The sequence below is a fragment of the Achromobacter sp. Marseille-Q0513 genome (assembly GCF_018195695.1).
Lineage (GTDB): Bacteria > Pseudomonadota > Gammaproteobacteria > Burkholderiales > Burkholderiaceae_B > Achromobacter.
The window spans coordinates 1-13,183 of sequence record NZ_JAGTJY010000176.1 but is presented as its reverse complement, the minus strand read 5'-3'; the positions used below and the strand labels follow the sequence as shown (position 1 = coordinate 13,183).

General features: G+C 68.7%; 15 protein-coding genes. 12 read left to right on the top strand and 3 right to left on the bottom strand.

The window, feature by feature from the left end:
- The 10 genes from KDH83_RS25190 to KDH83_RS25145 form a co-directional block, all read left to right on the top strand.
- The coding region (locus KDH83_RS25190) for an FtsX-like permease family protein (protein WP_212320747.1) at positions 1-1,066 on the top strand (1,066 nt) is incomplete at its 5' end.
- Positions 1,066-1,482, top strand: a complete 417-nt coding sequence (locus KDH83_RS25185; protein WP_212320746.1) for a group II truncated hemoglobin — start codon at positions 1,066-1,068, stop codon at positions 1,480-1,482. The genes KDH83_RS25190 and KDH83_RS25185, both read left to right, overlap by 1 nt.
- Before the next feature lie 170 nt (positions 1,483-1,652).
- Positions 1,653-3,362, top strand: coding sequence for a dihydroxyacetone kinase family protein (locus KDH83_RS25180; protein WP_212320745.1), 1,710 nt, complete (start codon positions 1,653-1,655; stop codon positions 3,360-3,362).
- A gap of 107 nt (positions 3,363-3,469) precedes the next feature.
- Positions 3,470-4,201: a 3-deoxy-D-manno-octulosonic acid kinase gene (locus KDH83_RS25175; protein ID WP_212320744.1), complete on the top strand. Its 732-nt coding sequence runs from the start codon at positions 3,470-3,472 to the stop codon at positions 4,199-4,201.
- A gap of 167 nt (positions 4,202-4,368) precedes the next feature.
- Positions 4,369-5,472, top strand: a complete 1,104-nt coding sequence (locus KDH83_RS25170; protein ID WP_212320743.1) for a polyamine ABC transporter substrate-binding protein — start codon at positions 4,369-4,371, stop codon at positions 5,470-5,472.
- 6 nt (positions 5,473-5,478) lie between these two features.
- Positions 5,479-6,606, top strand: a complete 1,128-nt coding sequence (potA, locus tag KDH83_RS25165) for a polyamine ABC transporter ATP-binding protein (protein WP_212320742.1) — start codon at positions 5,479-5,481, stop codon at positions 6,604-6,606.
- Positions 6,607-6,628: 22 nt separating this feature from the next.
- On the top strand, positions 6,629-7,549 hold the full coding sequence (locus KDH83_RS25160; protein WP_212320741.1) for an ABC transporter permease subunit: 921 nt from the start codon (positions 6,629-6,631) through the stop codon (positions 7,547-7,549).
- Complete coding sequence (locus KDH83_RS25155; protein WP_212320740.1) at positions 7,546-8,355, top strand: ABC transporter permease subunit; 810 nt, start codon at positions 7,546-7,548, stop codon at positions 8,353-8,355. The genes KDH83_RS25160 and KDH83_RS25155 overlap by 4 nt, the downstream gene beginning before the upstream one ends.
- Positions 8,352-8,708: an arsenate reductase gene (locus KDH83_RS25150; protein ID WP_212320739.1), complete on the top strand. Its 357-nt coding sequence runs from the start codon at positions 8,352-8,354 to the stop codon at positions 8,706-8,708. The genes KDH83_RS25155 and KDH83_RS25150 overlap by 4 nt, the downstream gene beginning before the upstream one ends.
- A gap of 12 nt (positions 8,709-8,720) precedes the next feature.
- A complete protein-coding gene (locus tag KDH83_RS25145) occupies positions 8,721-9,449 on the top strand; it encodes a DNA-3-methyladenine glycosylase (protein WP_212320738.1) in 729 nt (242 codons plus the stop codon).
- A gap of 65 nt (positions 9,450-9,514) precedes the next feature.
- Here KDH83_RS25145 and KDH83_RS25140 read toward each other — a convergent pair whose 3' ends face one another.
- Positions 9,515-10,222 carry a YrbL family protein gene (locus KDH83_RS25140; protein WP_249205343.1) on the bottom strand — a complete coding sequence of 236 codons (708 nt, stop codon included), beginning with the start codon at positions 10,220-10,222 and terminating at the stop codon, positions 9,515-9,517.
- 161 nt (positions 10,223-10,383) lie between these two features.
- Here KDH83_RS25140 and rmuC point away from each other — a divergent pair, with 161 nt between their 5' ends.
- The gene (gene rmuC / locus KDH83_RS25135; protein ID WP_212320748.1) at positions 10,384-11,766 is read left to right on the top strand and encodes a DNA recombination protein RmuC; all 1,383 of its coding nucleotides are present in this window, start codon (positions 10,384-10,386) and stop codon (positions 11,764-11,766) included.
- Positions 11,767-11,858: 92 nt separating this feature from the next.
- On the opposite strand, the gene KDH83_RS25130 is transcribed toward rmuC, so the two are convergent.
- Both KDH83_RS25130 and KDH83_RS25125 read right to left on the bottom strand, forming a co-directional pair.
- On the bottom strand, positions 11,859-12,176 hold the full coding sequence (locus tag KDH83_RS25130) for a type II toxin-antitoxin system RelE/ParE family toxin (protein WP_212320737.1): 318 nt from the start codon (positions 12,174-12,176) through the stop codon (positions 11,859-11,861).
- Entirely contained in the window at positions 12,173-12,454 is a 282-nt protein-coding gene (locus KDH83_RS25125) for a type II toxin-antitoxin system ParD family antitoxin (RefSeq protein WP_212320736.1), read from the bottom strand. Before KDH83_RS25125 ends, KDH83_RS25130 begins: the two co-directional genes overlap by 4 nt.
- 245 nt (positions 12,455-12,699) lie before the next feature.
- Here KDH83_RS25125 and KDH83_RS25120 point away from each other — a divergent pair.
- Positions 12,700-13,183: amidase family protein (locus tag KDH83_RS25120; protein WP_249205342.1), on the top strand; the 484-nt coding region annotated here is incomplete at its 3' end.

Below are 13,183 nucleotides of genomic sequence, written 5' to 3'. Positions count from 1 at the left end.
CGCGCTGGCGATCGGCCTGCGGGCGCTGCTGCTGCTGGCCATGACGCGCCCCGACCTGATCCAGGGCTGGCAGCGCACGCTGCCGCCGGACGCGCCCAACCGCTTCCTGATCAACGTGCAGCCCGAGCAGCGCCAGGCCGTGTCCGACGCGCTGGCGCGCGAAGGACTGGGCCGCGTCAGCCTGGCGCCCATGGTGCGTGGCCGCCTGATCGCCCTCAATGGCAAGCCGGTTGGGCCGGACGACTACGAAGAGCCGCGCGCCAAGCGGCTGGTGGACCGGGAATTCAACCTGTCCTACGGCGACGAGCTGCCCTCGTCCAACCGCATCGAGCAAGGCCGCTGGCTCGCGCCCGGCGCCGACGAGGTCTCGCTGGAGTCGGGCCTGGCCAAGACGCTGGGCATCAAGCTGGGCGACAAGATGCTGTTCGACGTGGCCGGCCAGCAGGTCGAGGCCGCCGTCACCAGCATCCGGCGGGTGGACTGGGACACGATGCGCGTCAATTTCTTCGCCATCCTCACGCCCGCCGCGCTGGCCGACATGCCGCAGAGCTGGATCACCTCGTTCTACCTGCCGCCCGGCAAGGAACCGGTGCTGCCGGCGCTGGTGCGCGAGTTTCCCAACCTGACCGTGTTCGACGTGGGCGCCATCCTGCGGCAACTGCAGTCGGTGTTGAACGAAGTGGGGCGCGCGGTGCCGCTGCTGTTCCTGTTCCCGCTGGCGGCCGGGGTGCTGGTGCTGGCCGCCGCGCTGACCGCCACGCGCGACGAGCGCATGCGCGAGGCCGCCGTGCTGCGGGCGCTGGGCGCGACCCGGCGCCAGCTGGCGCGCTCGCAGCGCATCGAACTGTGGGCGGTGGGCGGCCTGGCCGGGCTGCTGGCGGCGGCCGGCGCCAGCGCGATTGCTTGGGTTTTATCAACCCTGGTGTTCGACTTTGCGATTACCCTCAGCCTCTGGCCGTGGCTGGCCGGCATCGGCGCGGGCATGCTCGGCGCCTGGGCCGGCGGCGCGCTGGCCCTGCGCGGGGTGCTGCGCACCCCGCCCCTGGTCACCCTGAGAGAAACCTGATGACGTCCCGCGTCCATTCGATAAGCGAGCCCGTGGATACTTCCCGCAGCATTTTTGATCTACTTGGCGGCGAGCCCGGCGTGCGCGCCCTGGTCGACCGTTTCTACAACCAGATGGACATCGAGCCGGACCTGAAGGAACTGCGCGCCGCCCATGGCCCCAGCCTGGACGAGGCCCGCGACAAGCTGTTCTGGTTCCTGTGCGGCTACTTCGGCGGCCCGGACCACTACATCGAGCGTTTCGGCCATCCCCGGCTGCGCGCGCGGCATCTGCCTTTCTCCATCGGCGAGGTCGAGCGCGACCAGTGGGTGACCTGCATGGGCCGCGCGCTGGAGGACGAGGGCATCGAGCCGGCGCTGGTCGATCGGCTGCTGGAGTCCTTTTACGGCGTGGCCGACTGGATGCGGAACCGTTGACCCCCCCGAAGCGCTCGCGCGCTTCCCCCCCAGGGGGCATGCCAGCGGACCGGCAAAGCCGGCTCCGCGGCATCCCGATAGGGGGAAACCGTCGATGGGGTGAAACCGGTATCCTGCTTGGGTTCATGGCTCTTTTGCGAGAGCCTTTTCATTTTTGAGGTGGCCCGACAATGAAGAAACTCATCAACGATCCGTCCGGACTGGTGCGGGAAATGCTCGAAGGCGCGGCGCGGCAGGCGCCGGGCACGGCCATCCTGGGCGATGAGCACGTGCTGGTGCGCAGCGATCTGCCGGCGGCGGAGCGGCGGCCCGTGGCCGTGATTTCCGGCGGCGGCTCCGGCCATGAGCCTGCGCACGCCGGGTATGTCGGCGCCGGCATGCTGAGCGCGGCGGTCTGCGGTGAAGTATTCACCTCGCCGTCCACCGATGCCGTGCTGGCGGCCATCCGCGCCACGGCCGGGCCCAACGGGGCCTTGCTGATCGTCAAGAACTACACCGGCGACCGGCTGAACTTCGGCCTGGCCGCCGAGCTGGCTCGCGCCGAGGGCATCCCGGTGGAGATCGCCATCGTCGCCGACGACGTGTCGCTGCGCCGGCACACGCCGCGCGAACGCCGCCGGGGCATCGCCGGCACCGTGCTGGTGCACAAGATCGCGGGCGCCGCCGCGGCCCTGGGGCTGCCGCTGGCGCAGGTCGCCGCCGCCGCGCGCGAGGCGGCCGCGCAGCTCGGCTCGATGGGCGTGGCCCTGGGCGGCTGCACGTTGCCGGGCGCGGAGAAATCCGGCTTCACGCTGGCCGACGACGAGATCGAGCTGGGCCTGGGCATCCACGGCGAGAAGGGCGTCGAGCGCAGCGCCATGCTGCCGGCCGATCAACTGGCCGCGACCCTGCTGGACTACATCGTCGAGGACATGGGCCTGGCGGCCGGCGCGCGCGTGGCGCTGCTGGTCAACGGTCTGGGCGCGACGCCGCAGATGGAGCTGGACGTGGTCATGCGCGCCGCCTACGACAAGCTGGCCGCGCGCGGGATCGCCGTCGAGCGGGCCTGGTCGGGCACGCTGCTGTCGGCGCTGGACATGCCGGGCTGCTCGCTGTCGCTGCTGCGCGTGGACGAAGGCCGGCTCGCGCTGCTGGACGCGGCCACGGGCGCGCGCGCCTGGCCGGGCGGCGGGCGGGTCAATCAGGACATCTACGTCGCCGCGCCGGCGGTGGAGCAGGGCGAGGCCCAGGCCGCGCCCGACGCCGCCGGCCAGCGCTGGATCGCCGCCCTCAAGCCGGCGCTGGGCGCGGCGGCGGCGGCGCTGCACGCCAAGGAGCCGACGCTGACCGAGCTGGATTCGCTGGCGGGCGACGGCGACCTGGGCGCCAGCATGAAGCGCGCCGCCGACGCCATCCTGGCGGTGCCCGACGCGGCCCTGGCCGATCCGGCCGGCGCGCTGGCCGCGCTGGGCGGCGCGCTGCGCAAGGCCATCGCCGGCAGTTCCGGCCCGTTCTACGCCACCGCGCTGCTGCGCGCCTCGCGCCGGCTGGCGCAGGCGCCGCAACCGTCGGCGCGCGACTGGGCCGGCGCGTTCAGCGATGCCGTGCAGGCCGTCAGCGACCTGGGCGGGGCCAAGGCCGGCGACCGGACCATGCTGGACGCGCTGTTCCCGGCCGCCGCCGCCTTCGAGCAGGGCCTGGCCGCGGGCGCGGCGCCCGCCGCCGCCTTCGCCGGCGCGGTCGAAGCCGCCGAGCAGGGCGCGCAGGCGACCGCCGCCATGGCGCCGCGCGCCGGCCGCGCCAGCTACCTGGGCGAGCGCGCGGTCGGCGCACCGGACGGCGGCGCCGTCGCCGTGGCCTGCTGGCTGGCGGCGCTGCGGCCGCATGTCGGGTCCGTGTAAATAGCGGGTCCGTGCAATAATTTTGGGGACGTTTTCCCTTTTGGCGTATCTCCATTGACTGCAAGCGACATCGACCGGCGCCGGGCGCCGCAACGGGGCGGCCGGCCATGAAGGCGGAACGCGATGCGTCCGGCGCACGCCGCGCGGCCTGGCCGGCGCCGTTGGGCGGCGCCATGCTGAGCGACGCGCGCCTGGGCGAGGCCGGACCGCAATTGTTCGACCCCGCCCGCTACGGCGAGCGCGTCCGTCCGGTGGACGCCGGCGGCCGGCAGGCCGCCTGGTTCGTGCATGGCGAGGGTTGGCAGGGCGTGCTGCGCCGCTACCGGCGCGGCGGCATGATCGCCCGCCTGAGCCGCGACAGTTATCTGTGGGCCGGCGAGGACCGCACGCGCAGCTTCCGCGAATACCGGCTGCTGGCCGCCATGCGGCGCCAGGGACTGGACGTGCCGGCGCCGCTGGCCGCCGCCTACTGGCGCCAGGGGCCGGTCTACCGCGCCGCCATCCTGGTCGAGCGCATTCCCGGCGTGAAGCCGCTGGCCCAGATGCTGACCGAGCCGCTGTGGGAGCCGGTGGCCGCGGCCATCGTCCGCATGCACCGGGCCGGCGTCTGGCACGCCGACCTGAACGCGTTCAACATCCTGATCGGCGGCGAGGGCCGCGTCTGGCTCATCGATTTCGACCGGGGCACCCAGGGACGGCTGTCCGATCGCCAGCGCCAGGGCAACCTGGAGCGGCTGCGGCGTTCGCTGAACAAGGTGGCGGGGGACGCCGGCGAGCGCTTCTGGCTCAAGCTGCGCGACAGCTACTGGACGGCGTGGGGCGTGGGCATCCAGCCTTGACGCGGGCGCGGGCCGCCCGCGAGCGGCCGAGAGGGCGCATGCGAGGCGATCGTCCCCCGATTTGCGGCAAAAAGCCCCCCAAAGTTGGGGAGGTCCGCGTTAAAAAGCTTTATCATTGCGCCTTTTGGCACTCCTGAAATACACGCATAGGGCAAGGGGGTTCGTATATGAAACTAGGGGCGGGAATGCGCTGGGCGCTCGGTGCAATGCTGGTCGCGGCGGCCGCAGCGCCGGCGGTCGCGCAGAACAAGGTCGTCAACGTCTACAACTGGGCCGAATACACGGCGCCGGACACGATTCCGGGGTTCGAGAAGGAAACCGGCATCAAGGTCCGCTATGACGTCTACGACAGCAACGACACGCTGCAAGCCAAGCTGCTGGCCGGCAAGTCCGGCTATGACGTCGTTGTCCCGTCCACGCATTACGCCTCCCGCCAGATCGAGGCGGGCCTGTTCCAGAAGCTGGACAAGTCCAAGATCCCGAACTGGAAGTACCTGGATCCCGACGTGATGGCGCTGGTCGCCAGCGTCGACCCGGGCAACCTGTACGCCATCCCCTGGGGCTACGGCACCAACGGCCTGGGCTACAACGTCACCAAGGTCAAGCAGATCCTGGGCGACAACGTCGACCTGGGCAACTGGGACATCCTGTTCAAGCCCGAGAACGCCGCCAAGCTCAAGGAATGCGGCATCTCGATGCTGGACGAGGCCGCGCAGGTGTTCCCGGCGGTGCTGAAGTACCTGGGCAAGGATCCCAACAGCGCCAACCCCGACGACTACAAGGCCGCGCTGGACCTGCTCAAGCAGATCCGCCCGTACATCCGCCAGTTCAGCTCGTCCGGCTATATCGACGAGCTGGCCGTGGGCGACCTGTGCATGGTCTACGGCTTTTCGGGCGACGTGATGATCGCCCGCAAGCGCGCCCAGGAAGCCAGGAAGTCCTATGAAGTGAACTACTTCATTCCCAAGGGCGGCGCCCCGGCCTGGTTCGACCTGATGGTCATCCCGAAGGATGCGCCGCATCCCGAGGAGGCCCTGGCGTTCATCAACTACATCGAGACGCCCCAGGTCCACGCGGCCATCACCAACACCATGTTCTACCCGAACGCCAACAAAGAGGCGCGCAAGTACGTGGTGAAGGACGTGGCCGACAATCCCATGATCTACCCGTCGCCCGAGGTCTCCAAGACCCTCTATGTGATCAAGGCCCAGCCCTTGAACGTCCAACGCCTGCAAACGCGCATGTGGGCCGAGCTGAAGTCCGGAAGATAAGCGATCATGAGCGATAGCCGTTACTCGGCGCAGCACGCGGCCGATCCGGACGAGTTCGTCCGGATCGCCGACGTAGTGAAGATTTTCGGCGACGTGGTCGCCGTGCGTTCCGTCAACCTGTCGGTCAAGCGCAACGAGATATTCGCGCTGCTGGGCAGCTCCGGCAGCGGCAAGTCGACCTTGCTGCGCATGCTGGCGGGCTTCGAGGAAGCGACCTCGGGCCAGATCCTGCTCGACGGCGAGGACATCACCAGCACGCCGCCGTACCGCCGGCCCGTGAACATGATGTTCCAGTCCTATGCGCTGTTCCCGCACATGACGGTCGAGGCCAACGTGGCCTTCGGCCTGAAGCAGGAAGGCGTGCCCCGGGCCGAGATCCACGACCGCGTGTTCGAGGCGCTGGACCTGGTGCAGATGGCAGGCTATGCGCGGCGCAAGCCCAACCAGCTTTCGGGCGGGCAGCAGCAGCGCGTGGCGCTGGCGCGCAGCCTGGTCAAGCGGCCCAAGCTGCTGCTGTTGGACGAGCCCATGTCGGCGCTGGACAAGCAGATCCGCCAGAAGACCCAGATCGAACTGGTCAAGATCCTGGAGCAGGTCGGCGTGACCTGCATCATGGTCACCCACGACCAGGAAGAGGCCATGACCATGGCGCATCGCCTGGCCGTCATGACCGAAGGCCAGATCGTCCAATGCGGCACGCCGCAGGATGTCTACGCCTTCCCGAACTCGCGCTTCGTCGCCAGCTTCATCGGCTCGACCAATATGTTCACCGGCACCATCGTGGTCGACGAACCCGACCACGTCGCCATCGAGTGCGCCGAGCTGACCCGCCCGCTGTATGTCAGCCACGGCGTGAGCGAGCCGCTGGGCATGGACGTGCACGTGTCGATCCGGCCCGAGCGCCTGGTGGTGTCGCGCAACCAGCCCGAGGGCGAATACAACTGGGCGCACGGCATGGTCAGCCACATGGCCTGGATGGGCAGCTACGCGCTGTACCAGATCCGGCTGGACTCCGGCATGATGGTCGAGGCCAGCGTGCCCAGCCTGCTGCTGGCGCAGATGGACGCGCCCGGCATCGACGAAGAGATCTTCGTCAGCTGGGACGCCGACAGCGCCACCGTGCTGTCGTCCTGAACGCGGCGCGGAGGTCCATCCCATGAGCCGCTTTTCTCCCCGGGACTGGCTGCCATCAGGCAAGACGCTGGCAGTGGTGCCGCCGTTCGCCTGGCTGCTGGTGTTCCTGCTGGTGCCGTTCCTGCTGGTCTTCAAGATCAGCTTCGCCGAATTGCAATTCGGCGTGCCGCCGTACACCCCGCTGGCCGAATTCAAGGACGAGGCGGTGCAGTTCAGCCTGCACCTGCGCGGCTACATCCTGCTCCTGACGGACAGCCTGTATTTCGCCACCTACCTGAATTCGGTCAAGATCGCCGCCATCACCACGCTCTGTTGCGTGCTGATCGGCTACCCGATCGCCTATTACATCGCGCGTTCCTCGCCCTCGGTGCGCAACCTGCTGCTGCTGGGCGTGATCCTGCCGTTCTGGACCTCGCTGCTGCTGCGCGTGTATGCTTGGGTCGGCATCCTGCGCAACGACGGCCTGCTCAACAACCTGCTGCAGGCCCTGGGCATCATCTCCAGCCCGCTGGAAATCTACCGCACCGACCTGGCGGTCTATATCGGCATGGTCTATGCCTACCTGCCGTTCTTCATCCTGCCGCTCTACGCCACGCTGGTGAAGATGGACCTGCGCCTGCTGGAAGCCGCCTATGACCTGGGCGCCAAGCCCTGGCAGGCGTTCTGGCAGATCACCGTGCCGCTGTCGCGCCAGGGCGTGATCGCCGGAGCCATGCTGGTGTTCATCCCGGCGGTGGGCGAGTACGTGATCCCGGAAATGCTGGGCGGGGCCAACACGCTGATGATGGGCCGCGTGATGTGGAATGAATTCTTCAACAACACCGACTGGCCGATGGCCTCGGCGGTGACCTGCGTGATGGTGCTGCTGCTCCTGGTGCCGCTGGCGCTGTTCCAGTTCAACCAGGTCAAGCAGCAGGAACAGGCCGGCGGGGGGCGCAAATGAACGGCCCCAACAAGACGCTGCGCGCCCTCGCGCTGGGGCTGGGGTACTTCTTCCTGTATGTGCCCATCGTCAGCCTGATGGTCTTCTCGTTCAACGAGTCGCCGGCGGTCACGTCCTGGACCGGCTTCTCGATGCGCTGGTACCACTCTCTGTTCAACGACGAGGCACTGCTGCGCGCGGCCTGGCTGTCGTTCCGCATCGCCGCGCTGACGGCCACGGCGGCGGTCATCCTCGGCACCTGGGCCGGCTATGTGCTGGCCCGCATGGGGCGCTTTCGCGGCTTCACGCTGTACGTGGGCATGCTGAGCGCGCCGCTGGTCATTCCCGAGGTGGTGCTGGGCATCTCGCTGCTGCTGATGTTCGTCGAACTGCGCGGCCACCTGGGCTGGCCCGCCGAGAACGGTATGTTCACCATCTGGGTCGGCCACGTCACGCTGTGCATGGCCTTCGTCGCCGTGGTCATCCAGACCCGCATCCGCGACCTGGACCGCTCGCTGGAAGAGGCCGCGCTGGACCTGGGCGCGACGCCGCTGGTGGTGTTCTTCAAGATCACGCTGCCGCTGATCGCGCCGGCGCTGGCCTCGGCCTGGCTGCTGTCGTTCACGCTGTCGCTGGACGACGTGGTGCTGGCGTCCTTCCTGTCGGGCCCCAGCTCCAGCACGCTGCCGATGGAAGTGTTCTCGCGCGTGCGGCTGGGCCTGAAGCCCGAGATCAACGCCCTGGCCACGCTGTTCATCCTGGCGGTGGGCACCTGCGTAATCCTGGCCAATCGACTGCAATCGCGCAAAGAGACCGAATCCAAATGAAATCAACGACTTTGTATGGTTTGAGCAAGTGCAGCACTTGCGTCAAGGCGCGCGACTGGCTGAGCGCGCATGGCGTCGCGCATGAATTCGTCGACTACCGCGATCATCCGGTGGCTGCCGCCACGCTCAAGGCCTGGGCCGGCAAGGTGGGCGGCTGGGAAAAGCTGGTCAATCGCACGTCCATGACCTGGCGCGCGCTGTCCGACGAGCGCAAGGCCGCCAGCACCGACGCGCAATGGACCCAGCTGATCGCCGAGTACCCGGCGCTGGTGCGCCGCCCCGTCACGGTCACGCCGGACGGCGAGGTCACGGTCGGCTTCAGCGAAAAGCGCTACGGCGAACGCTTCGCCTGATCGCGCAGCGCCATGGCCGGCAAGGCAATTCCATCGGGCAGCGCCGCAGCGGCGCTGCCCGACGTTTTTTTTGACCGCGACGCCCGTGAACTGGCGCGCGACCTCTTGGGCAAGGTGATCCGGCATCGCGTCGACGGCCTGTGGCTGTCGGCCCGCATCATCGAGACCGAGGCCTACTACCAGGCCGAGAAGGGCAGCCACGCCTCGCTGGGCTATACCCACAAGCGGCGCGCGCTGTTCATGGACGGCGGCGTCATCTACATGTACTACGCGCGCGGCGGCGACTCGCTGAACTTCAGCGCCGCCGGGCCGGGCAACGCGGTGCTGATCAAGTCCGCTCATCCCTGGGTCGACGCGCGCTCGGGGCCAGAGGCGCTGGCGCGCATGCAGGCGCTCAATCCCGACGCGGCGGGGCGCGCGCGTCCGCCGCACAAGCTGTGCGCCGGCCAGACGCTGCTGTGCCGCGCCCTGGGCTTGAAAGTGCCGGACTGGGATGCGCGTCGCTTCGACCCCGAGGCGCTGTATGTGGAGGACGTGGGCGAGCGTCCCGCCGCCCTGGTGCGCTGCGCCCGGCTGGGCATTCCGGCGGGCCGCGACGAGCATCTGCAATACCGCTATGTGGACCCGGCCTATGCCGCGTTCTGCACTCGCAACCCGTTGCGGCGCGGCCAGGTCGCGGGTCGCGACTACGTCTGGGTGGATGGGCGGGACAGGGAATTGCCACCGCCGGGCGGGGCGTAGCGGGCGCAGCCTTGTTCAGCGCGCCAGGCGCCGGCTGACGTCAGGGCACTGCGGAAAGCGCCGTCTCAGGCGGAGCGGTCGGTGGCTTGCCGCGCCCGGCGCTCCATCGAGGCCAGCATCTCGGCGTACTTCTGCCGCACGCGGCGGCGGTTCAGGCGCCGGCTCCAGGCGTATAGCGGAATCAGGGGCAGCGAGCCGAAACCGTCGATCAGGGACAGCCCGAGCTGGCCGGCGGCGTTGCGGCCGGAGGCGAGGGGGGAGGGCGAGAAGGAAGGCAGCACGACATGGGCGTCGGCCAGATCCTCGAAGAGCTCGTCCGGCCGCGCCCGCAGGGCCTCGTCCAGCCGGCCCTGGCGCGCCAGGCTCGCCACCGTGGGCGCGATCCCGCCCGCGTCGTCGGTGATCTTCTCCACCAGCAGCCCCAGCCCCAGCGAGGTCTGCGCCACGCCCAGGATGCGGGCCAGCGGCACCTGCCACACGCCGGAGGGGCGGGTGGTGGTGTTGACGTATTCGGTGATCTCGTTCAGGTAGACGCGGTAGGCGCTTTCACGCTGATACTGCTTGTACCAGCGCTTGAACGGCCGCGCTTGCAGGTAGCGGGCGCGCGCCTTCATGTCCATCACCTTGACGAGCAGGGAAGGGGCGTTCGGGTGCTGGAAGATGTGACGGTCGCCGCCGACCGCCAGGGGGGATTCCGCGTCCAGGTTCAGGGGACCGAAGATCGATTGAAACGAGACTGGGTTGCTACAGGATGGAAGATCGGCGGAGTTCAAAACAGTTGCGTGCTCATGCAGATTGTTAACAGTTTAATGCTGTTGCGCGGAGCAGGCAGGCATACCCGACTGGCGGAGCTGGCTTTTTATCCAGGGCCATCCAGAGCCAAAATACCGGGCCGCATCCTAAAATCCCTGTTTTGGAGGCGAGTCCCTTGACCTTGAATGACATCCTGCTTTGGGTCGCGGCCGGTGGCGCCGTGCTGGCCTGCCTGCTTGGCCTCGCGGCCTGCCTGCGCCCGTCCGCCGGCCCCGCCCGCCTGGACGCGCTGCTCGAAGGGCTGGAACGCACCGAGCGCGCGCTGCGCGCCGACATCGCCGAGGGCCAGCGCGGCCTGCGCGGCGAACTGGCGGAGTCGGCCCGCGCCCTGCGCGCGGAGCTGGGGCAGGCCCAGGACGAGCTGCGCGCCGGCCTGGGGCGCGACGCCCAGGCCGCCCGCGCCGAGTCCGCAGAATCGCTGGCCCGGTTCGCCGCCGGCTTCGGCGAGCAGCTGCAGGGGCTGATCCAGATCAACGAGCGCCGCCTGTCCGAAGTGCGCGCCACCGTCGACCAGCGGCTGCAACTGCTGCAGGCCGACAACGGCGCCCGACTCGACGAAATGCGCCGGACCGTGGACGAAAAGCTGCACGCCACGCTGGAACAGCGGCTGGGCGAATCGTTCAAGCTGGTCTCCGAGCGGCTGGAGGCGGTGCACAAGGGCCTGGGTGAAATGCAGGCGCTGGCCGCGGGCGTGGGCGATCTCAAGCGCGTGCTGACCAACGTGAAGTCGCGCGGCACCTGGGGCGAGGTGCAGCTGGCGCGGCTGATCGAAGACAACATGACGCCGGATCAGTACGCCAGCAACGTCAAGCCGGTGCCGGGCAGCGACGCGATCGTGGAATTCGCCGTGCGCCTGCCGGGCAGGGCGGGCGGCGCGCCGGTCTGGCTGCCGATCGACGCCAAGTTCCCCAAGGAAGAATACGAGCGCCTGATGGACGCCCAGGAAGCCGCCGACGCCGAGGGCGCGCGCGCGGCGGGCGCGGCGCTGGGCAAGGCGGTGGAGGCGCAGGCCCGGCTGATCGCCGCCAAGTACGTGGCGCCGCCGCACACCACCGATTTCGCCATCATGTTCCTGCCCACCGAAAGCCTGTATGCCGAGGTGCTGCGGCGTCCGGGGCTGCTGGACCGGCTGCACGGCCTGCGCGTCAACGTGGCCGGCCCCAGCAATCTGGCGGCCTTGCTGAACAGCCTGCAGATGGGCTTTCGCACCCTGGCCATCGAGCAGCGTTCGTCCGAGGTCTGGCAGGTGCTGCGCGCCGTCAAGACCGAGTTCGGCAAGTTCGGCGAGGCGCTGGCCAGCGTCAAGAAGACGCTGGACAACGCCAGCAACAAGATCGGCCAGACCGAAGTGCGCACGCGCGCCATGCTGCGCAACCTGAAGAACGTCGAAGCCTTGCCCGAGGCCGACGCGCGGCTGGTGCTGGGCGGGCAGGAATTGGACGATGCCGCCGAATCCAGTGTGTCCGCCAGTCCGGATGAACGGGAAGATCCCGAGTCCAGGTGAAGCGATCGGCAGGCGGGGACAGACGCCTCGCGCATCGGGCGCTGATGCGGCAATCTGGAGTCCGGACCGGGCCTGCCGCTTGAGGCTGGGCGCTAGTCGCCGTCCTCTTCAAGGACCGATTCGTAGTCCTGGCCGCCATAGAAAACGCCGATGACCGAGACGGTCCGCAGGCGCTCGTCGACCATGAACGCGATGACGGCGCGGCCGCGATGGTTGGTGATGCGAAGACCTGGCATCAGATCGTCCCGGCGGCGTCCGCGCATGGGGAAATCGGCCAATTTGATGCAACTGGCGACGATCGCATCCACATACCGCGCGGCAATCGCGGGCGATCCTGCGTGGCTTATGTAGTCTTCGATGCCTTCGAGTTGTTCAAGCGCCTCGGGGGAAAAGAGGACGGCATAGCTCACTCTCGGGTTCCCCGCGTGGTCTTGCGGCGCTTCTCTAGATGTTCGCGGACCTGGTCGGCCGAGAGTGCACGGGCGGGATCGTCTTGCAAGGCCCGCGCCGCGGGAACCGCCGTCTCGCGCAGCCAGGCTTCGACGACGCGGTCTCGCGCCATCAAAGCCCTGAGGCCGTCACGAATCACTTCGCTTTCACTGGCATATTCACCGGCGCGAACCTTGGACTTCACGACGTCCGCCATCTCGTTGGGCAGGGTGATGCTCATCTGCTGTGTGGTGCGCATGGGTGTTCCTTAATCTAGTAGGATTAAATCCTACTACTTCGCGTATGACAAATCCAGGGCTGGGACCTGCCCGCCCGATGGGGACAGCCGCCTCCCGTGATCGGGATCGCTGCCCTTGCTGAGTCGTGTCCAACTTTCTCGTCCAGCCGTCTTGCCTTGGAAGGGAGGCGGCTTGTTGCCCCGCCATACAGTGGATATCCTCATGCTTGCGGCAATCCGCCGTCGATACCTGGAGCATCGCAAGCATGGGCACCGCTGAACGCCACGATCCTTCTTCCCTCGACGCGACCGGGCTGGCCGCGGCCATCGCCGATGGCCAGACCACGGCCAGCCAGGCCATGCGCGACGCCCTGGAGCGGGTCGCCGCGCGCAATCCCGACATCAACGCGGTCTGCGGACTGCGGGAAGAACTGGGCCTGAGCCTGGCCGCCAAGACGGACGAAGAACTGGCGAGCCTGACGCAGGACGGGCGGCGGGCCTTGCTGGCCGCGCGTCCGTTCCTGGGCGTGCCGACCTTGCTCAAGGACCTGGGCACGGCCGCGCTGGGCCTGCCCAGCGCCATGGGCTCGGTGCTGTACGGCCAGGTCGAGTGGAACGTGGACGCCGAGCTCGTCGTCCGCTACCGCCGCGCCGGCCTGATTCCCTTCGGCCGCACTACCAGCGCCGAGCTCGGGCTCAGCCCCACCTCCGAATCGCCGGTCTACGGCGCGCCCACGCAGAATCCCTGGA

Bases quoted from the DNA above. Each gene is read 5' to 3' on its own strand.
- KDH83_RS25185 (WP_212320746.1), top strand. From the start codon at position 1,066: ATGACGTCCCGCGTCCATTCGATAAGCGAGCCCGTGGATACTTCCCGC.
- KDH83_RS25170 (WP_212320743.1), top strand. From the start codon at position 4,369: ATGAAACTAGGGGCGGGAATGCGCTGGGCGCTCGGTGCAATGCTGGTC.
- KDH83_RS25175 (WP_212320744.1), top strand. From the start codon at position 3,470: ATGAAGGCGGAACGCGATGCGTCCGGCGCACGCCGCGCGGCCTGGCCG.
- KDH83_RS25150 (WP_212320739.1), top strand. From the start codon at position 8,352: ATGAAATCAACGACTTTGTATGGTTTGAGCAAGTGCAGCACTTGCGTC.
- KDH83_RS25180 (WP_212320745.1), top strand. From the start codon at position 1,653: ATGAAGAAACTCATCAACGATCCGTCCGGACTGGTGCGGGAAATGCTC.
- KDH83_RS25160 (WP_212320741.1), top strand. From the start codon at position 6,629: ATGAGCCGCTTTTCTCCCCGGGACTGGCTGCCATCAGGCAAGACGCTG.
- KDH83_RS25145 (WP_212320738.1), top strand. From the start codon at position 8,721: ATGGCCGGCAAGGCAATTCCATCGGGCAGCGCCGCAGCGGCGCTGCCC.
- KDH83_RS25155 (WP_212320740.1), top strand. From the start codon at position 7,546: ATGAACGGCCCCAACAAGACGCTGCGCGCCCTCGCGCTGGGGCTGGGG.
- KDH83_RS25125 (WP_212320736.1), bottom strand. From the start codon at position 12,454: ATGCGCACCACACAGCAGATGAGCATCACCCTGCCCAACGAGATGGCG.
- potA (WP_212320742.1), top strand. From the start codon at position 5,479: ATGAGCGATAGCCGTTACTCGGCGCAGCACGCGGCCGATCCGGACGAG.